The sequence below is a fragment of the Aeromonas sp. 603079 genome, from assembly GCF_049172135.1.
Lineage (GTDB): Bacteria > Pseudomonadota > Gammaproteobacteria > Enterobacterales > Aeromonadaceae > Aeromonas > Aeromonas veronii.
Genome location: NZ_JAAKPX010000028.1, coordinates 1 through 20,313 on the forward strand (window position 1 = coordinate 1; position 20,313 = coordinate 20,313).

A 20,313-nucleotide genomic window follows, 5' to 3' on the forward strand; every position below is an offset into this window, starting at 1 on the left:
GATTTGAACCGACGACCTTCGGGTTATGAGCCCGACGAGCTACCGAGCTGCTCCACCCCGCGTCCGAATTGTCACCCTCAAGCCGAGCAGTAGCTTGATGGCGTTTGTCTGCTTTCGACTGTTTACACAATCGCAGGCTGACGAAAAGTTGGTTGCGGGGGCCGGATTTGAACCGACGACCTTCGGGTTATGAGCCCGACGAGCTACCGAGCTGCTCCACCCCGCGTCTGAGGTCGCCAATAATAGGCGCCAGCGCACAGATTGCAAGTAAATATCTCAAAAAAAGTTTATTCGTAGATTAATCAGACAGAGAGTGAGGACATTAGCAGCATCATGCTGTTTTTTCAGGCAATAGAGTCAAAGCCACATACCAGGCACTACACTCAGTGAGATGAACACTCCTCATTTTGGGTAGGTATGATATGCGCATCTCCGCCGGTCACTGCCGTCAGTTGGGGGCGACACCCGACAACCGCGGCGTCAACTTCGCCATCTGGGCCCGCTTGGCCAGCCGGGTAGAGCTGCTGCTTTTCTCCAGTGCCGAAGATGATAGTCCCGAGGTAATTCCCCTCTCCCCCCGTTTCAACCGAACTGCCTACTACTGGCATATCCATATTGAAGGACTCCCCATCGGGCAACGCTACGCCTACCGTATCCAGGGACCATGGCGTCCCTATTGTGGCACCCGCTTTGATGGTGACAAGGTTCTGCTCGATCCCTATGGGCGCAGTATTGAACTGGGCCCCAACTATGACCGATGGGCGGCTGCACGCCCCGGCAGCAATATGGCTTGCTGCGCCAAAAATCGGGTAGTCGATACCCGCCACTACAACTGGGAAGGAGACAAACTGCCTGCTCACTCTCTCTCCCGCTCGGTGATTTACGAACTCCATCTGGGGGGGTTTACCAACTCCCCGAGCTCCGGGGTTGATCCTGCATTGCGGGGCACCTATCTTGGATTGATTGAGAAGATCCCCTATCTGCAATCTCTCGGGGTCACCGCCGTTGAACTGCTGCCGGTGTTTCAGTTCGACCCTCAGGATGCTCCCAGGGGGCTATCCAACTACTGGGGATACAGCCCCATGTCCTTTTTCGCCCCCCATGCCCAGTACGCCTGTGGCGATGATCCGCTGACCGAATTTCGCGATATGGTCAAGGCGTTGCACAGGGCCAATATCGAGGTGATCCTGGATGTGGTCTACAACCACACCGCCGAGGGGGGAGATGATGGCCCCACCTTCTCGTTTCGCGGCATCGACAACGAGGCCTACTACATCCTCGACAACAACCAGAAGGACACTAACTACTCGGGCTGTGGCAACACCTTCAACGGCGCACACCCGGTGGTACTGCGGATGATCATGGACAGCCTGCACTTCTGGCGCCAGGAGATGCACGTCGATGGCTTCCGGTTTGATCTGGCTGCCATTTTGTCGCGGGATGAATCGGGCCAGCCACAGGCCAATGCCCCGACCCTGCGCACCATAGATACCGATCCCAAGATCGCCGATATCAAGCTGATCGCCGAGGCCTGGGATGCAGGGGGGCTCTATCAGGTGGGATCACTGGCCGGCGCCCGCTGGCGTGAGTGGAACGGCCAGTTCAGGGACGACGTACGCCGGTTTCTGCGCGGGGATGACAACAGCGTCACCGCCTTTGTCGAACGGTTGTGCGGTAGCCCCGATATCTATCACTATCACCATGCAGATCCCGAGAAGAGCATCAATTTCGTCACCTGCCACGACGGCTTTACCCTGTGGGACTGGGCCAGCTACAACAACAAGCATAACGAGGCCAATGGCGAGCAGAACCGTGATGGCTGTGATCACAACTTCAGCTGGAACCACGGCCATGAAGGGGTAACGGACGATCCCCAGATCAATGCCCTGCGCACGCGCCAAGCCAAGAACATGATGGTGGCAACCCTGCTCTCGGTGGGATCCCCGATGCTGTTGATGGGGGATGAACTGCTGCGCACCCAGCACGGCAACAACAACGGTTACTGTCAGGACAACGCGACCTGCTGGATGGATTGGCAACCAACTCCCCGCAGCCAGGAGATGTTCCGCTTCATGAAGGAGCTGATCCAATATCGCAAACATCTGTTCCAGCGCCCGGAGCAGGAGAGCATGCCACTGTCGCTCACCGAAATCCTGCGGCACAGCGAGATCTGCTGGCACGGAGTCAATGCCATGCAGCCAGACTTCAGTCCCCACTCCCATGCCATCGCCATGTCGGCCCTGTCAAGCGAAACCCGACTGGCCCTTTACGTACTGTTTAACGCCTACTGGGAGCCCCTCACCTTCAACCTGCCCAGCCCGCCCAAGGGAGTTGGCGGCTACTGGCGGCGGATCCTCGATACCGCCCTCCCCTCACCGCAAGATATCTGCACTTTCGGCATGCCACTGGAAGGGTTGACCAGAGAGTATCTGGCCCAGCCACGCAGCAGTTGCCTGTTTATCTGCGGGGCCGATGACTTCTATTGATTCTCGAGAGTCAGATATGAAAAAGCCCCGGGCCTTGGCTCGGGGCTTGCTCTTTTCAGTACCAGTGTCAGATCAGCTGGTACAGCACGCTGGTAGCGGCGATCTGGGCGATAAGCAGGCCACACAGGGAAGTGGAAACCACCACAGGCGCGGTATCACGCTGCAAGTAGAGCGGGCTGAACCAGAGCAGCAGGGAAGCCACCAACAAGGCAGCCTGTGTCACCACCGCCGGGATCAGATCATCGAGATTGGCTTCAGCCCCTTGCCAGCCCACCAGCACGGCCAGCCAGATAAGGCTGGCCATGGCGCCCGCCAGCGCAGCCAGCGGCAGCAGAGTATTAAACGCCTTGAGGCGGTGACGGGCTCGCAACAGCATCAGGTGAGCAAAGGCAGCTCCCAGCATCACCATCTGCAATAAACCGCTCACCCAGCCCTGCAGCTGCAGCAGCCCGAAGCCATAAACAGCGAGTGGCAACGCCGGCAACCAGAGCAGCGTTGAGGGGACTGCACGCTTGCCCTCCAACCGTGACTGGGCCAGCGACAAGCCGACCCCGAGCACCAGTGCGGCACCACCACTCCAGATCAGCCAACTGGCCGCCTTGGCCTCTACCGCCAGCATCAAGGAGAGCGCGGTAATGACCCAGATGGAGAAGAGCTGCTGAGTGATGCGTGAGCGCTGGCCGGGGCAGATATCACCGCGCCATAACACGATACCGAGGGCAATGAGGGCACCAAGTGCCATCAAGCCGGTAAGGGGAAAGAGCCAAAGTGGGAGTTGGACGAACATGACGCCTCCAGCAGCAAGAATTCGGGAGCGCCACCGGGGCGCCAGAGAAGAGTGGGCGAGTATACCCAAACCTGCGGCTATCCCCAATCACGACAAACAGACCGGCAAAAAATGAGCAGATGCCCCGAAGGTCATGATGCAGCCGACAGGCCCATTATCACACCGACTTCACACCTGACCGCGAGCCAGTGCCACTACCCGCGCAAACATCTGACGCAGCACGGGAGGAATATGCTCGGCACCAAGCCGCTCGGCTTCTTCCACCACCGCCAGTGCCATCCCCGGCTTGCTGCGGTGATGAATCGCCTTATTGATGATATGACTGGCACTCCACATGGCTCGTCCGCCCACCCCTGCTTCCCGCCGGAACACGGCTTCAAAACCATTGTGATAGAGGTAATGTTCAATGTCAGAGGCTGGCAACTGAGTCAACCGATCCCGTTCCCGCTCCCCTTTGAGTTGGCCCCGGGCCGAAGCAGCATACTTGAGCCCCGCCTCGTCGCCATCGGTCAACAGGTGCCACTCGATACCAAAATCCCGCGCCACCTTGATCAGCGGTGACTGGCCGCACTGGGCAAACTCGATAATCCGCACCCCTTCGGCCCGCAAACTGTAACCACAGATCTGGGCCAGCTCGGAGAGCAGCCAGATCTCGGTCTCCCCCTCCACCAGCAGCCAGCAACGGGCAAACAGCGACATGGGGCGGTTGATCCGCACGTGGAAGGCGATCTTGCGCAGATCGTCGCTGCTGTAACGCTCGCCCCCCAGCTGGTGACAGAGGATATCCTGCTGACGGCGCACCAGTCGTCGCACCTGATTGAGCGGCAGGGAAGAGAGCAGATCTCCCGAGTTGGTGGTGAGCAGCTTCTGGCCCGGCAGTTGTTCCAGCAGCCCCCACGCCAGCGCCAGCATGGTCGGGTGCAGCCGGCTCTCAGGATCCTCCAGGATCATGATGGGACGGGCCCCCTCCTCCAGCTCGCGATTGCCTCGCGCCTGCAGCAGGGTCGCCGCCATCCCGGCCATCGCCAGTTGCAGGGTGCGGTTATCGGCATGGCGCAGCAGGGTGTGCAGGTTGCCAGGATTGCGCAACGTCATGGGACGATTGATGATGTCACGCTGGCTGCGCGGTTTGTTCTTGATGGGGGCCAGAGCGTTGAAATAGTGATCCATCAGCTGGCGCACTGCTTGCAGCGCCTCCTTCAACTCCGGCTCCCCGATGCGCTGGGGCTCATCGATCAGCTTGTCGGCCAGTTCACTGAGTCTGTGCTCCGAGAGATCTCCCCACTGCAGGGTTTCCACCCCGTTGCGGGCACTGCGAGCGTCCCGCAGCCGGAACACCGGGTTCATGGTGATCAGCAGGCTAACCAGTTCGTTAGTATTGGCAATAGGCAGGCTCTTGCCCACCCCGTCGAGAAAGTCGTGAATGGTGAGCACAGAGCCATCAGCTTGCAGCTCGGCACTGGCACGATAGTGGATGCGATGAAACTTGTCCTTGTGCAGCACCCAGGAGGCGCCAAGACGAGCCAGACGGCGAGAATGCTGGCACATTTGTGGCCTGTGCTCACTGAAGGTGAGCACCAGTTGCAGATGACGCGAAGGGGCCAGCTCGGGATCTTCCGGTTGGTGAAAATCATCGGCGGTGAACTGATAGGGCTCGGCATTTTGCCCCAGCAGACACCAGAGCGCGCGCAACAGGCTCGACTTGCCCCAGGTATTCTCGCCAATCAGCACTGTGGTGTGATCCAACCCGAGCGAAAGACGATTTATACCGCGAAAACCTTTTACTTCAATACGTTCCAGAAACATCCTGCAATGTCCACGTCACTCAGATTGAGCAATAGTGGCAAAGTTAACTGGAAAATCCTATCGGCAGCCGGGCTTTTTCAACGTGAACTGTGAGGCACTGCAGGTTCGGGAGGGGTGACGACAGCGGTGCGATCTTGCGGGGCATTCCAGTGGCTGAACCAAAGGTGACGGGTACGGATTTGACGTTTGCGATAATTCAATGGGCATTCCTTTCAATGGATAAGTGGTAGAGAGTACACCTCTTTTGCCCAAAGTCTCAGGCTTATCTGTGACGGGAAGATGACAATTGCGCCCGCCACTGCCCCGGCGTCAAACCAAACGCCTCGCGAAAACGATTACCGAAATGGGCCTGCGAAGAGAAGCCACACTGACTGGCGATGCTGGCCAGCGGCTCGGGGCCAGCCAACAGCTGCTTGGCCCGTTTGAGCCGCAGCCCCAGCAGGTAACGGTGGGGCGGGCAGCCGAGACTCTGGCCGAACATGCGGGCAAAGTGATACTCGCTCAGCCCCGCCTGCTGGGCCAGCTCTGCCAGCGTGACCGAATCGGCCAGATGGGCCTGCAGATACTCCTGCACCCGCTTGATCACCACGGGCGCCAGCCCGCCGCGCAGAGGCGGCAGACCGGGAGCCTCCTCGGTGTGGTGGCGATAGGCGTGGAGGATCAACATCCAGGCGCCGTGGGAGAGTGCCAACCGATCGACCCCGTGCTGCCACTGAAGTTGCATCAACTGGCGCTGCACCAGTCCGGCCGCCTGCGGATCATCGATGAAAGTCTTGTCCACCAGTTGCAGGTGGCGCCCCTCCTTGTCACACACCTCCTCGGCGATACGGGTGAGGTGAGTCGGGGTGAAGTAGAGATGAAAGAAGCGAAACTCTTCGCGCACCAGCCACTCGGATCTGTGGTGATCCGGCATGATGCACACCTTGCCGGTGCCGCCGTGGCCACCCGGCCCATCGAGTCGCTCGGTCTGCTCGCCTCCTTGCAGATAGACGCTCAGGGTGTGGTGGCCCGGCTTGTGATAGCGGGTCTGGTCATAGCAGTTGCGCCAACTGGCGACGCCAAGCCCGGGTTCGAGCCAGCAAGCGTCGTCCAGCCGGGCGCCGGTGCTGACCAGAGCATCAAATACCCCTGCTGTTTTCATTCGCCCCTGCCGCCTGTTCCGGTGTAAGTGTTATGTCGCTGCCACCCATCTTACCGACCGCGCCCGCAGATGACAGCGCAGGGCGATGAAAAACCGCAAGATGGTGCAATCCAGCCATCAGGGCTTGCCCCATAGTGGGTCATCTCTCCCTGACTCACCGGAACAGTGATGAACCTGATGCTCTATCTTGCCACCGTGCTTATCTGGGGCAGCACCTGGATTGCCATCGCCTGGCAACTTGGCCCCATCCCCATCGAGGTGTCGGTGCTCTACCGCTTCCTGCTGGCTGCGGTGGCACTGTTTGCCCTGCTCACCGCCAGCGGCCGCTTTCCGCGCCTGCCGTGGCATGGCCAGCGCTATGCGGCGCTGCTCGGTGCCCTGCTCTTTTCCACCAATTTTCTCTGTTTCTACCACGCCACCCGCTATATCCCGAGCGGCATGTCGGCGGTGATCTTTGCCAGTGCCAGCATCTTCAACGGCCTCAACCTCTGGCTGTTCGAGAACAAGCGCCCCACCCTGCGCTGGCTGCAAGGCTCCTTGCTGGGGCTCTTTGGCACCCTGCTGCTGTTCTGGCCGGTGCTGGCGGATGCGCAACTGGGTGCAAACGGCTGGAAGGGGCTGCTGCTCGCCTGCGGCGGCACCCTCTGCTTTTCGCTGGGCAATCTGGTCTCGGCACGGGGCCAACGCCATGGCTACCACGTACTGCAACTGGTGCCCTGGGGCATGGTTTACGGCGTGGTGCTGTTGCTGGGCTGGGTCATATTGCTAGGCCAACAGCTGGTGGTGCCGACCGATGGCCACTATCTGGTGGCCATGGTCTACCTCGCCCTGTTTGGCTCGGTGATCGCCTTTACCGCCTATCTGACGCTGGTGGGGCGCATCGGTGCCAGCAAGGCCTCCTACGCCACCGTGCTCTTTCCATTGGTGGCGCTTACCCTCTCCACCTTCTATGAAGGCTTTGTCTGGCAGCCGGTCTCGGTGGCCGGAGTGGTGATCAGCCTGATCGGCAATCTGGTGATCTTCGCGCCGCCCTTGAGCGAATGGCGCATTCGACCGGCCAAGGCAGCAAACGACCCTTGCTCCTGAGCCAGTCAGCCCCTAAGGTAGCGCTGATCAATCTGTGACGATCCTGATGGCGATAAACAAGGGGGCGAGATGTTACTGGAAGGGCTGGAGACGCTGAGCCTACTGGCAAGTGAAGGAACCATGGCCAAGGTGGCCAGTCGCCTCTATATCAGCCAGTCGGCGGTGAGCAAGCGGATTGCCCAGCTGGAGCAGCGCCTCGGCAAGAAGCTGATCGAGCCGGAGGGGCGCCAGATCCGCCTCACCCCGCAGGCCAAGGAGCTGCTGGAACGAGTGGCCCCGAGTCTGGCCGAAATGAAAGGGGTGCTTGCCGATAGTCAGGATCTGGCGGATCAGAGTCCTCTCCCCATCGCCTGCTCCGAAACCCTGCTGGCGGGTTATCTCGCCCACTTCATGCGCGACTATCTGGAGCACGATCCCCACCTTGCCCTCTCTACCCACCACACGCCGGTCATTCTGGCGCGGGTGCGCAGCGGTGATGCCCTGCTCGGCATCTGCGCCGGTCGGCTCCCACCCGGCCATGGCCTCGGCGCCGATCTGCTACTGGAAGAGCCCTTTTATCTGGTTGGCGAGGCGCAGCAGAGCCTGCCGCCAGCCAGCGCAGAAAGCAGGCGCAAGATCCTCACCATGGATCTGGAGAACCCCTCCAACCGCTACCTGCGCGAACCGCTGGCAGATATGGGATTGGAGCCCACCATGGAGCTCGACTCCTATCTGGCGCTCATCGAACTCGCCAAGGCAGGCATTGGCCCTGTGCTGCTCCCCGCTGGCCTGCTCGGGCTGGTGGGAGAACAGGGGGAGATGGCGCGCCCACTGCCCGGGCTGGGCCGCCCCCTCCATCTGGTCTACCGACCAAACAGCCTAAAGCGCGAGCGCATTGCCAGGCTGGTGAGCACCCTGCACCAACACTTTAGCCACCGCAGCGACACGCCGAGCTAGCGCTGTAAAACACCAGATGTGACAACGGGGCCCTTGGGCCCCGTTAACAATTGCGATGCGGCAAGCAAGGCGCACATCAGATCCAGGCAAACAGCTCCGGATACTGGCTCCAGACCAGCTTGGCAGACATCAGCAAGGAGACGGTCACCAGCAGCGGCTTGATCAGCTTCACCCCTTTTTTCAACACCATCTTGGAGCCAAAGCGAGCGCCGATGAACTGCCCCAGCGCCATGCAGAAGCCGACACTCCACACCACCTTGCCACCGAGCGCAAAGAACAGCAGGGAGGCGATATTCGAGGTGAAGTTGAGCAGCTTGGTATGGGCGGTGGCGCGCGCCATGCCAAAGCCCGCCAGCGCCACAAAACCGATGGCAAAAAACGAACCTGTGCCCGGCCCGAAGAAGCCGTCATAAAAGCCGACCCCGCCCCCCACCAGCAGCGCAAACAGCATGGGAGTCAGACGGCGGGAGCTCTCGGCATCGCTTACCCGCGGCGAGAAGTAGAAGTAGCAGGCAAAGGCCATCAGCAGGAAAGGGAGCAGGCGCTCGAGAATGGCGGCGTCTATGGTCTGCACCGCCAGCGTGCCGATGGCCGCACCGATAAAGGTGCAGATCACCGCAGGCCAGATCATGGCCCACTCCAGCAGCCCCTTGCGGGCATAGAACCAGGTGGCGGAGAAAGAGCCAAAACTGCTCTGCAGCTTGTTGGTGCCAAGCACCAGCGCCGGCGGCATGCCTGTCGCCAGCAGCGCCGGCACCGTCAACAGGCCGCCGCCACCGGCGATGGCATCGATAAAGCCGGCGACAAGCGCTACACCGAACAGGGCAAACAGGGTAACCAGTTCCAATTCCATCCATAGACCTCACGAGAGTGGGTTGCCCTAAGGGGTTGGGCAACCGGAGAACACCAAAACGACGTTGTGCGGGGAGCACAGGCTGTCCGCTATCCTAGCGGGCCACTGACCATGAATCTAACGAAACAGTGGCAGCCAATTGATTCCTGATTTTCATTAATTTGAGCGGTCACGCCCCTGCCCCAACCCTCAGAGGGCCCGTTACAGCGCGGGTGACGGGACTTCCGCTTCCTTGATGGCCGCCAGCGCCTCACATAGATGATCCTCATCGGCACCGGGGAAACGGCTGACCCGACCGGCCATGTAGCGGCTGCTGAACAGATTGAACCAGTGCTGCAGTGCCTGCCCCGCCTTGAGCTCTCCCGCCACTTCCAGCACGCAGGCCGCCACTTCGGCGGTGCAGAGGTGCTCCTCGCTGTTGGCCACCCGCATGCCGTAGGTGGAGAGCGCATCGGGTTTGATGGCAAGCACCGGAAAACCGTCCAGGTAGGGGCTCTTGTTGAACATCTTGCGCGCCTCCGGCCAGGTGCCATCGAGCAGGATAAAGAGCGGTTTTTTACCCGGTGTCAGCGTCACCTCGCCGGTCAGGCGGGCAGGCTCCTTCTCGCAAGCGGGAAAGACCACATAGGGCTGCCAGGTGGGATCGGCCAGCAGGGCCAGCAGCTCGGGATGGGGTTGGGTGCGTGACCAGAGAAACGCCCAGGTGGTATCCGGTAACACATCGGCGATGAGGCGACCGGTGTTGGAGGGCTTCATCGGCTCGCTGTCATACATCAGCAGGCAAAAGCCCGCCTCCGCTTTGAGCTCGGGGCGCCACTCGCAGGCACACCAATCCTCGCGCAGCTGACAGGCCGGACAGCGGGCCAAGGTGCCGCCACGGGCAAGAAACGGTCGGGTAGAGATACTCTTGCGCCAGGCCCGCAGGCGGTTGACGGCGTGATCAGGAACAGGCTTCATCTAGGTTCACAACTGGAGTCAAAACAGGAACGGCAGCGGTGCCAACATGTCATGGCGCCACAGGGCGCGATAACAGGGGGCTGCCGGAAAAGCGCAAGATTGTACCGAGTTACGCGCTGGCGGAACAGCAATCCCTGCCCCTTTCGCCAGACGCAGTGCCAACTCCTCTTGTCTTACGACTCCTGACAGCTGCGCAGCAGCTCCAGCAACAGGCTGCCATCGCGCAGTGCCTTGTGCACCTGCACCGAGGTGGGCTTGGTAGGATCTTCGTAGAAGTGGGTGGATTCGATCTGCAGCCGAACCAGATATTCGGCGGGCAACTGGCTGGCCAGCGACTGGTGCAGCATGGGGAACAGCAGCCGATCGGCACGGGTGATCTCGCCCCCCAGCAGCAGCTTGCCCGGATTGAGCAGGCAGATGAGGTTGGATAGCACCTTGGAGAGGCGGCCCGCCGCCTGATGGAGAATATCCTGACAGAGGCTGTTGCCCGCCAGCGCCAGCTCGCACAGCTCGCGGATGGTAACGCTCTCGGGCAAGTCGTGCTCCTGCATCCGCTCGCGCAGATCCCGGTATTGCGCCTCCAGCGCCTGATTGGTCACCAGGGTACAGGCGCAGCCAAAGCCGCCGCAGTAGCAGCGCTGGCCATAGGGCTCGAGCTGCAGGTGGCTGAGATCACCGAGCAGCGCATTCTCGCTCTCGATAAGCTGGCCATTGACCACCATGCCAACCCCGATGTCGTTGTGGACAAACACCAGCACCGCATCGGCGCAATTTTTGGCGGCCCCCCACTCCCGCTCTGCCTGGATCCAGGTGCGCACATCACCACTCACCAACACAGGTACCGAGAACACCTCCTGCAAGGTCGGCCCCAACGGCCAGTTGCGTAGATCGTAGAAGGGGAAGTGTTTGACCATGCCGGAGTGGCGCTCCACCTGACCCGGCAGGCAGAGGGCGATGCAGGCCAGACTGAGGGACTTTCTCGGCAAGAACCCCTGGATCGCATGTACTAAGCTGCCCAGCAGGTCGTTACGCTCAAGCTCGGTAAAGAGATGGCGATGGCGGGCCAGGGAGCGGCCTGAAAAGTCGAACAGCGCCATATCCACGTAACCACGACCAAGACGCATGGAGAGAAACTGGAAGCGGCGCTCGTTAATACGCAGCAGGGTCTGACGACGGCCGCGCCCCACCGAACTTTCACCACAGGTGACCACCAGACCCCCATCGAGCAGTTCCCTGGTGATCTTGGTGATACTGGCTGGCGAGAGGCCGGTCAGGCGGGAGAGATCGGTGCGCGACAGCTCCTTGTGCTCCTCCAGACTGGCATAGACCAGGCCATAGTTGAGCTGACGGATCAAATCGATACTGCCTTTCACGATCTCATTCATAGGGTATGGATTAAGGGCTGAAACTGGGGCCACCGATTTTCACACATTATTGCTCGATCCCCAAATAAAGCGCGGTCTGAACCGGGGTTCAGACCGCATTGTTGAGTGAATATCACCGAGATGGTCGGGCTCAATAACGGAACTGGGAGACCAGTTTGCGCAATTTGTCACCGGTATTGGCCAGATCGCGGGTGGTGCTATTGGACTCCATGGCTGCGTCGGTCAGCTCGCTGACTATCTGCTGAATGGCTACCAGGTTCTTGTTGATCTCCTCGGAGACCGCGTGCTGCTCTTCGGCAGCGGTAGCGATCTGAATATTCATGTCGTTGATGGTACTGACCGCCATCACCATGCTGTCGAGGGAGCTGGCAATATGGCTCGCCTCCTGCACTGTCTCCTGACTGCGATCCTCGCTCGCCTGCATCACATCCACCGCCTGCTTCACCCCCCCTTGCAAGCGCTGGAGCATCTCATTGATCTCCTTGGTGCTCTGCTGGGTACGACCGGCCAGCGAACGCACCTCGTCCGCCACCACCGCAAAACCGCGGCCCTGCTCGCCCGCCCGAGCAGCCTCGATCGCCGCATTCAGCGCCAACAGGTTGGTCTGTTCGGCAATGCCGCGAATAACCTCGACCACAGAACCAATCTTGGCGGTCTCTTGGGCCAACTGTGCGATGACGCCAGCCGCGGTATGCACCTCCCCCACCAGTCGGTTGATGCTGTTGATAGCCGTGCTGACCACACCACGAGCGGCGTCCGATTCACGGGCTGCATCACTGGTTGCCGTCGCCGCGTTGGAGGCACTGGCCGCCACCTCCTGGGCAGTGGAGCTCATCTCGGTCACCGCAGTCACCACCTGATCGGTTTCCCGGCTATGGCCATGCATCTGCTGGTCATAGTGCTCGCTCAGATGGTGCAGCTTGTCAACAGCGGTGAAGAGATGGTTACTGGTCTCGCCAACCTGACTCACCACCGACTGGATCCGCTCGACAAAGCGGTTGAAGGCGCTGGCCAGCTGGCCAATTTCATCGTCGCTCTGCACCTTGAGGCGCTGGGTGAGATCCCCGTCACCATTGGCAATATCGTTCAATGCCAGCACGGCATCAGCCAGCGGCTTGGTAACCCGATTCCCCACGATCACGGTCGCCGCCAGGGTGACACCCAGGATCAGCAAGATCACCAGCACACTGCTCTGCAGCGACTCGTGCATATTGCTTTCGCGCTCGGCGCGCAGGGCCGCCAGCTCGTTGTCGATGTCATCGATATAGAAACCGGTACCGATAACCCACTGGTATTTGTCGAGCGCAATGTTGTAGGCGAGCTTGGGAGCATCACGACCAATGGAAGGTTTGGCCGTCCAGTACTCGGCAAAGCCATCCCCCTGACGGGCCACCTTGATAATGTCCTGGATCAGCAACTTGCCCTTGGCATCCTTGTCGTTCCAGCGATTTTTTCCCTCCAGCTCGGCACGGGTAGGCAGCAATATAGTGTTGCCCTCAAAGTCATAGACAAAGAAATAGCCATCGCTGCCGTAACGCAACGGCCTGAGCAGCTCTTTGACCTTCTGACGATTTTCCGGAGAATCCGGCTGTGCATAAACGGCATCGACGGCGGTTTTGGCCATCATGATGTAACTGCTGAGCAGCGCTTTACGCTCCTTGATGGCATTCTCCCTCGCCACCACCAGCTCAGACTCCAGGTCGCTCTTGGAGACCATGTAGTTACTGAGATTGACCACCAGGGCCATCAGCAGCACGGGTACTGCACCCAATAACAGGATTTTCTGTTTTAGCGTCATCTTTCACATCCTTGCAGCTGTTTTTATTGGAATTCCTTGCTTACCCATCAGTATAGGTGCTGGCAGGGCGAGCCCAGCTTTCGTTACAATTCCCTTAAACAAATCGGCCAGAACGTGAAAATCATGAATCTTTGTCCTTGCGGCTCAACCCTTTCTCTCGAATTGTGCTGTGGCTTACGTCACAGTGGCGCGGTGGCTGACACCCCGGAGCAGCTGATGCGCTCGCGCTACAGTGCTTTTGTGCTTGGTCTGGGGGAGTATCTGGTCTATAGCTGGCACCCGGCCCACCTTGGCAGCCTCACCGCCGAAGAGCTTTCACGCATCGACACCCGCTGGGATGGTCTAGAGATCATCGCCAGCCAGGGCGGCTCGGAGGAGGAAACCGGGATGGTGGAGTTCAAAGCCTGGTTTCTGGAGGGGGATGAGCGCCACTGCCTCCATGAGCGCTCCCGCTTCGTGCGTTATCAGGGCCGCTGGGTCTACACCGAGGGAGAGCAGGATCCGGCGCCCCTCAAGGCGGGGCGCAACGATCCCTGCCCCTGTGGCAGCGGCAAAAAGCACAAGAAGTGCTGCGGCTGACCCCTAACACACCCACCAGACTCGTCAAACAGTGACAAGGGGCATCCGATGCCCCTTTTTTGTGCCTGTTATTCGCCACCAGCCCACAAACCGATGCGATAACAAGCGTGACAAATGTCACACAATGCTCATTAACGCGCGAGCAAATGAGCGTTTGCGAGCGCAAATTTGGCCCATATCAAACATTTCCACTCAGAAGTAGGCCACACTGGCCTCATCTGGAAGAGATGAGACGGGCAACAATGAAAAGAATAACTACACAAGTCGTCATCATAGGCGGCGGTGCCACAGGGGCCGGCATCATGCGCGATTGCGCACTGCGCGGCATCGACTGCATCCTGCTCGAGCGCGATGATATCGCCGCCGGCACCACCGGCCGCAACCACGGCCTGCTCCATTCCGGTGCCCGCTACGCGGTGACGGATCAGGAGTCCGCCCGCGAATGCATCCAGGAAAACCGCATCCTCAAGCGGATTGCCAGCCACTGTGTCGAAGACACGGGCGGCCTCTTCCTCACCCTGCCGGAAGATGACATCAATTTCCAAACCACCTTTATGGATGCCTGCGCCCTGGCCGGTATCGAAACCCGCCAGCTCGATCCCGGTGAAGCCCTACGCATGGAGCCCAACGCCAACCCGGCGATGATCGGCGCCATCCATGTGCCGGACGGCACGGTCGACCCGTTCCGCCTCGCCGCTGCCAACGTGTTGGACGCTAAAGAGCACGGCGCCCGCATCTTCACCCACAGCAAGGTGCTGGGGCTCTTGCGCACTCAGGATCGGGTACACGGGGTCAAGGCGATCAACACCCGCACCGGCGAAGCGTTCGAGGTGGAGTGTCAGGAGGTGATCAACGCCGCTGGCATCTGGGGCCAGCAAATTTGCGAATATGCCGATCTCGGCATCCGCATGTTCCCGGCCAAGGGCTCCCTGCTCATCATGGATTACCGCATCAACCAGTTGGTGCTCAACCGTGCCCGCAAACCGGCGGATGCGGACATTCTGGTGCCGGGCGACACCATCTCCCTCATCGGCACCACCTCCAGTCGCATCGATTACAACAAGATTGACCAGCTCACCGTCGAACCCGAAGAGGTCGAAGTGTTGCTGCGCGAAGGTATCAAGCTTGCTCCCATCATGGCCCGCACCCGCCTGCTGCGCGCCTACGCCGGGGTGCGCCCGCTGGTAGCGGTGGACGGTGACGACACCGGCCGCAACATCAGTCGCGGTATCGTGCTGCTGGATCACGCCGAGCGCGATGGTCTCAAGGGGTTCAACACCATCACCGGCGGCAAGCTGATGACCTACCGCCTGATGGCGGAGTGGGCCACCGATCTGCTGGCCAAGAAACTCGGTAACAGCAAACCCTGCCAGACCGCCGAACTGAGCCTGCCCGGCTCGCGGGATCCGGAGAAGGTCTCCGCCCCCGGTCTCTCGGTGCCGGTCGAAGGCTCCGCCCAATACCGCCACGGCGAGCGGGTCATCGCCTTCTTCCGTGACAATCCCAAGGCCAACGCCCTTATCTGCGAGTGCGAAATGGTCACCGCGGGCGAAATCGAATACGCCCTGCGCGAGCTCGATGTGGACAACCTCATCGATCTGCGCCGCCGCACCCGTCTGGGCATGGGCCCCTGTCAGGGGGAGCTCTGCGCCTACCGCGCCGCCGGACTGATGCAGGAGTACGGCAAGGCCGACGGTCGCCAGGCCTGCGTCATGCTGCGCCAGTTCCTCGAGGAGCGTTACAAGGGAACCCGCCCCGTCCTGTGGGGCGATGCCTTGCGCGAGGCCGAATTCACCTACTGGATCTACGAAGGGCTGTTTGGCCTGGGGGAATGGACGGCGCCACAGCTGGTCGCCGATACCCCACGCGACCCAACCAGCGAGACCACTCACAAGGAGAGCCGTCATGAAGTTTGACAATATCGTTATCGGCGGTGGCATGGCGGGACTCTCGGCTGCCCTGCGGCTGGTGGAGGCGGGCCAGAAGACCCTGCTGATGGCCTCCGGCCAGAGTGCCCTGCACTTCTCCTCCGGCTCGGTAGATCTGCTCGAAAGCGAGGGGGATCCCCGCGCTGCGCTGCCTGCCTTTATGGCAGCCCATCCGGATCACCCCTACAGCAAGGTGGGGATGCAAAATATCGAAGCGAGTCTGGCCGATCTGCAGCGCCACTGCGCCGAGCAGGGATTGCCGCTGGTTCGCCACGACACCAATCACCAGCGCCTGACTCCCATCGGTACCCTCAAGCGCACCTGGCTCTCCCCCGATACCTGTGCCTGCGTCACCGATGCGCCGATCCCGGATGTACTGCTGCTGGCCACTCTCGAAGGCTTTCGCGACTTTCATCCGGCACTGGCGGCGGCCAATCTGGCGACCCATCCGCGCTTCGCCCACTGCCGCATTCTGACTGGCGAGATCCGCCTGCCCCAGCTGGCCGAATTCAGCCGCAATCCCCATGAGTTTCGCTCTGCCGACATCGCGCGCCTGTGTGACAAGCACCATCTGGTGGCCGATTTGGCCAGCGAGATCAGTCGAATGGTGCAGGAGAGCGGCGTGCCCGACTGCCGCCATATCGTGCTACCAGCCTGCCTGTCGCTGGGGCTGGTTGGCCCGCGTCTGGCGGAGCTGGAGCAACGTACCGGCTGCACCATCAAGGAGGTGGCGACCATGCCGCCGTCGCTGATCGGGATGCGGATGCAGGAGGCGCTCAAGCGCCGCTTCATGGCCCTTGGCGGCACCTTCCTCACCAGCGAGCGGGTGCTGGGCGCCCGTTACGAGGGGGATCGGGTGGTCGGCGTACACACCCAGAATGGCGATGATCAGCTGTTTGAAGCGGACAACTTCGTGCTCGCCTCCGGCAGCTTCTTTAGCCGCGGTCTGGAGTCCCGTCTGCGCGGCATTCGCGAACCCATCTTCGATGCCGATGTGCTGAGTCTGGAGGAGCGCGACGCCTGGGCCGGTCGTCGCCTGTTCGACCACCACCCCTTTATGGGTTTCGGAGTCAAGACCGACGACAAGCTGCGTGTGCTGCGTGGCGGCAAGCCGCTCGCCAACCTCTACGGCGCCGGCAGCGTGCTGGCTCACTATGACCCCATCAAGGAGGGGTCAGGTTCAGGTGTCGCCGTTGCCACCGGCTGGCAGGCCGCCGGCCATATTCTGGGCGCCGCCCAATGATTTATTTGTCCCATATCCCGTGCCTTCACACCCTACGGGAGGAGAACTGACATGCTACTGGATCACGCCAACCAAACTTTCGATCAGTGCATCAAATGCACCGTCTGTACCGCCTACTGCCCGGTGGCCAAGGCCAACCCCGCCTACCCCGGCCCGAAACAGGCGGGCCCGGATGGCGAGCGGCTGCGCATCAAGAGCCCCGAGCTGTTCGATAGCGCCCTCAAGCACTGCACCAACTGCAAACGCTGCGAAGTAGCCTGCCCGAGCGGAGTGCGCATCGGCGACATCATCGCCAAGGCCAAGCATCAGTACAGCGGTTTCACACCGGGGATCCGCGAGTTCGTGCTCTCTCACACCGATCTGATGGGCAGCATGTCTACCCTGATGGCCCCGGTGGTCAACTTCACCACCGGCCTCAAGCCGATGAAGCTGGTGCTGGACAAGGCGCTGGGGGTCTCATCCCACCGCGATCTGCCCAAATACTCCCAGGGCACCTTCCGCGGCTGGTACAAGAAGCAAAAAGAAGCGCAGGCCCGTTATGAGCGCCAAATAGCCTATTTCCACGGCTGCTATGTCAACTACAACCATCCTCAGCTTGGCAAGGAGCTGGTGCAGGTGCTCAACGCCATGAACATCGGCGTGCAGTTGCTGGAGCGGGAGAAGTGCTGCGGCGTGCCGCTGATTGCCAACGGCTTCATGGACAAGGCCAAGCAGCAGGCGGCCTTCAACATCAAGCAGATGGAGAACTCCCTGCTGGGCAACGAGATGCCGCTGCTGGCCACCTCCTCCACCTGTGGCTTTACCCTGCGCGATGAATACCCCCACCTGCTGGAGCAGGACAACCACAAGGTGAGGGATCGCATCTCACTGGTGACCCGCTTCCTGTGGAACGAGTTCTACAAGGGCAACAAACCGGCGATGAAGCCGCTCAATCTGCACATCGCCTACCACACCCCCTGCCACATGGAAAAAATGGGGGGCGTCATCTACACCCTCGAATTGCTGCGCGCCATTCCCGGGGTCAAGGTGACGGTACTGGAGTCCCAGTGCTGCGGTATCGCCGGCACCTACGGCTTCAAGTCGGAGAACTACCAGACCAGCCAGACCATCGGCGAGGGGCTGTTTGATCAGATCAACCGCCTCTCCCCCGATCTGGTGATCACCGATTGCGAGACCTGCAAATGGCAGATCGAGATGAGCACCAGCTTCCGCTGCGAGCATCCCATTCATCTGCTGGCCCAGGCTCTGGCATAAGATGAGCGTGACCATATCCGCTGGTGTAAACCCCGAAGCCGGGGTATTCGTTGGTTCACCACCATGCCTTTGGGGCTGCAACCCAAACAGTATCTGATCACGATAAGACCTGAGAGGAGCCGGCATTGCCGGCTTCTCTCATTGATGTTGCCGACCATCTCGCCCATCGGCGGAACGCCCGGCCCGTACAGACTGTAACCGACAGCCCTCTCAAAAAAAGAATATTTATTCATTTATTATTTTTATACCCATAAATAGATAATTGATATGACAGATAACCCTGCATGCCTTGCCAAATAACACAGGCATACCTCAGGTGTCGCTCCGTCCCGCCACAGAGACTCATTACACTTCCAATATTCTGACTTTCTTAATAATTTAACCGGGATCTCATTTCTGTCTGTTGGTGCTCTCGGTAATTGATCTAGCGCAAGCCCCCCTCTGATAAATCATCATTCTTTTTGCCCATTTGGTAATATCCAATTCGAGCAATCGCATAAAAACATGGGTTTTATTCACTAATAACAATGAAGCGGCCTGCCTGCTCCTGCTTGGCGGGGGCGAACCAATGCCCACATCCAGGATGGAACTGTCAGGTCTGGCAATGAGATCGATTAGGGAGTGATGATCGTGAGTTCACGCAACAGACAGATCAAGCTGGGCCTCGCCGCCCTGCTGCTGACTACCAGCCTTGGCACCAGCGGCTGGGCACAGGCAGCCGATGACACGCAACCCAAAGGCAAGATCGAGGCGCGCAGCGAGCTGTTCGCCAAGGATCACGCCGATCAGTTCACCAGCTGGCAAGCCACCAGCGAAAGCAAGGAACGCACCGATGCGCTGGCGGAAGATCCCAATATGGTGGTGCTGTGGGGCGGTTACCCCTTCGCCAAGGATTACAACAAGCCGCGGGGCCACTTCTATGCGCTGACCGATGTGCGCGAAACCCTGCGTACCGGCGCCCCCAAGACAGCCGAAGATGGCCCGCTGCCGATGGCCTGCTGGAGCTGCAAAGGCCCGGATGTGGCCCGCGTTATCGACGAGAAGGGTGAGGATGGCTACTTCAAGGGGATGTGGGCCAAGGGCGGGCCGGAAGTAGTCAACACCATCGGCTGCGCCGACTGCCACGACACCGCCTCGAAAGAGTTCAAGGAGGGCAAACCTGCCCTGCACCTCTCCCGTCCCTATGCCGATCGGGCCATGACCACCATCGGCAAGCCGTTCAAGGAGCAGGGGCGCTTTGATCAGCAGTCCCAGGTGTGCGGCCAGTGCCACGTGGAATACTACTTCAACGGCCCCACCAAGGCGGTCAAATTCCCCTGGGACAAGGGCACCACGGTGGAGCAGATGGAGGCCTATTACGATGAAATCGGCTTTGCCGACTGGACCCATGCCCTCTCCAAAACCCCCATGCTGAAAGCCCAGCACCCCGAGTACGAAACCTGGCGCGCCGGCATTCACGGCCAGAACAACGTCGCCTGTGTCGATTGCCATATGCCCAAGGTGCAGAACGAGCAGGGCAAGGTCTACACGGATCACAAGGTGGGTAACCCCTTCGATCGCTTCGAGCAGACCTGCCGCAACTGCCACACCCAGAGCAAGGAGATGCTGCAAGGGATCGTCAAGCAGCGCAAAGAGGCTGTGATCGAAACCAAGCTGAAGGTCGAGAAGCAGCTGGTACACGCCCACTTTGAAGCCAAGGCGGCCTGGGATGCCGGCGCCACCGAGGCAGAGATGAAGGATATTCTGCAGGACATCCGGCACGCCCAGTGGCGCTGGGACTACGCCATCGCCTCCCACGGGGTGCAGATGCACGCCCCCGAAGTGGCCCTCAAGGTACTTGGCAGCGCGCTGGATAAAGCCGCTGACGCCCGCACCAAGCTGGCACGCCTGTTGGCCAGCAAGGGGATCAGCCACGAAATCGCCATCCCCGACATCTCCACCAAGGAGAAAGCGCAAGCGGCCCTTGGCATGGATATGAAGCAGTTCAACAGCGACAAGGCCCAGTTCCTCAAGACCACGGTCCCCGCCTGGGATGCCGAGGCCAAAGCGGCCGGACGGCTGGCACAGTAACGGC

Annotated in this window: 15 protein-coding genes and 1 tRNA gene; 8 read left to right on the forward strand and 8 right to left on the reverse strand. The window is 60.4% G+C overall.

The annotated features are described in order from the left end of the window. Positions 1-149: 149 nt before the first annotated feature. Positions 150-226: transfer RNA gene (locus tag G5287_RS18380), tRNA-Met, on the reverse strand. Between the two features lie 196 nt (positions 227-422). On the opposite strand from G5287_RS18380, the gene glgX reads away from it, so the two are divergent. Next, entirely contained in the window at positions 423-2,486 is a 2,064-nt protein-coding gene (gene glgX, locus G5287_RS18385) for a glycogen debranching protein GlgX (RefSeq protein ID WP_151285686.1), read from the forward strand. Positions 2,487-2,553: 67 nt separating this feature from the next. Here the strand turns inward: glgX and G5287_RS18390 are convergent, their stop codons facing one another. The 3 genes from G5287_RS18390 to G5287_RS18400 form a co-directional block, all read right to left on the reverse strand. Beyond that, the gene (locus G5287_RS18390) at positions 2,554-3,273 is read right to left on the reverse strand and encodes a hypothetical protein (protein WP_151285685.1); all 720 of its coding nucleotides are present in this window, start codon (positions 3,271-3,273) and stop codon (positions 2,554-2,556) included. Positions 3,274-3,441: 168 nt separating this feature from the next. Beyond that, the gene (locus G5287_RS18395) at positions 3,442-5,079 is read right to left on the reverse strand and encodes an ATP-dependent endonuclease (RefSeq protein WP_216953487.1); all 1,638 of its coding nucleotides are present in this window, start codon (positions 5,077-5,079) and stop codon (positions 3,442-3,444) included. Positions 5,080-5,341: 262 nt separating this feature from the next. Continuing rightward, positions 5,342-6,220, reverse strand: coding sequence for a helix-turn-helix domain-containing protein (locus G5287_RS18400; RefSeq protein WP_421231689.1), 879 nt, complete (start codon positions 6,218-6,220; stop codon positions 5,342-5,344). Positions 6,221-6,388: 168 nt separating this feature from the next. Between G5287_RS18400 and G5287_RS18405 the strand changes: the two genes are divergently transcribed. Both G5287_RS18405 and G5287_RS18410 read left to right on the forward strand, forming a co-directional pair. After that, positions 6,389-7,306 (forward strand): DMT family transporter, encoded by a 918-nt coding sequence (locus G5287_RS18405; protein ID WP_167574347.1) that lies wholly within the window; start codon positions 6,389-6,391, stop codon positions 7,304-7,306. Between the two features lie 69 nt (positions 7,307-7,375). After that, entirely contained in the window at positions 7,376-8,242 is an 867-nt protein-coding gene (locus tag G5287_RS18410; RefSeq protein ID WP_421231690.1) for a LysR family transcriptional regulator, read from the forward strand. A gap of 76 nt (positions 8,243-8,318) precedes the next feature. Here the strand turns inward: G5287_RS18410 and G5287_RS18415 are convergent, their stop codons facing one another. From G5287_RS18415 to G5287_RS18430, 4 genes are all read right to left on the reverse strand, one after another. After that, entirely contained in the window at positions 8,319-9,095 is a 777-nt protein-coding gene (locus tag G5287_RS18415) for a TSUP family transporter (RefSeq protein WP_005333472.1), read from the reverse strand. Between the two features lie 201 nt (positions 9,096-9,296). Further along, positions 9,297-10,052, reverse strand: coding sequence for a tRNA-uridine aminocarboxypropyltransferase (locus G5287_RS18420; RefSeq protein ID WP_227342729.1), 756 nt, complete (start codon positions 10,050-10,052; stop codon positions 9,297-9,299). Positions 10,053-10,225: 173 nt separating this feature from the next. After that, positions 10,226-11,437, reverse strand: a complete 1,212-nt coding sequence (locus G5287_RS18425; RefSeq protein ID WP_159143801.1) for an ROK family transcriptional regulator — start codon at positions 11,435-11,437, stop codon at positions 10,226-10,228. A gap of 130 nt (positions 11,438-11,567) precedes the next feature. After that, entirely contained in the window at positions 11,568-13,235 is a 1,668-nt protein-coding gene (locus G5287_RS18430) for a methyl-accepting chemotaxis protein (RefSeq protein WP_103251177.1), read from the reverse strand. A 123-nt stretch (positions 13,236-13,358) separates the two neighbouring features. On the opposite strand from G5287_RS18430, the gene G5287_RS18435 reads away from it, so the two are divergent. From G5287_RS18435 to nrfA, 5 genes are all read left to right on the forward strand, one after another. Further along, entirely contained in the window at positions 13,359-13,814 is a 456-nt protein-coding gene (locus G5287_RS18435; RefSeq protein ID WP_159143802.1) for a YchJ family protein, read from the forward strand. 242 nt (positions 13,815-14,056) lie between these two features. Then, positions 14,057-15,730 (forward strand): anaerobic glycerol-3-phosphate dehydrogenase subunit A, encoded by a 1,674-nt coding sequence (glpA, locus tag G5287_RS18440; RefSeq protein WP_150389008.1) that lies wholly within the window; start codon positions 14,057-14,059, stop codon positions 15,728-15,730. Further along, positions 15,720-16,985: a glycerol-3-phosphate dehydrogenase subunit GlpB gene (gene glpB / locus G5287_RS18445; protein ID WP_159143803.1), complete on the forward strand. Its 1,266-nt coding sequence runs from the start codon at positions 15,720-15,722 to the stop codon at positions 16,983-16,985. Before glpA ends, glpB begins: the two co-directional genes overlap by 11 nt. Positions 16,986-17,036: 51 nt before the next feature. Beyond that, positions 17,037-18,239, forward strand: a complete 1,203-nt coding sequence (gene glpC / locus G5287_RS18450) for an anaerobic glycerol-3-phosphate dehydrogenase subunit GlpC (protein WP_323913125.1) — start codon at positions 17,037-17,039, stop codon at positions 18,237-18,239. A 624-nt stretch (positions 18,240-18,863) separates the two neighbouring features. Further along, the gene (gene nrfA / locus G5287_RS18455; RefSeq protein WP_421231691.1) at positions 18,864-20,309 is read left to right on the forward strand and encodes an ammonia-forming nitrite reductase cytochrome c552 subunit; all 1,446 of its coding nucleotides are present in this window, start codon (positions 18,864-18,866) and stop codon (positions 20,307-20,309) included. The last annotated feature ends 4 nt before the right edge of the window (positions 20,310-20,313 follow it).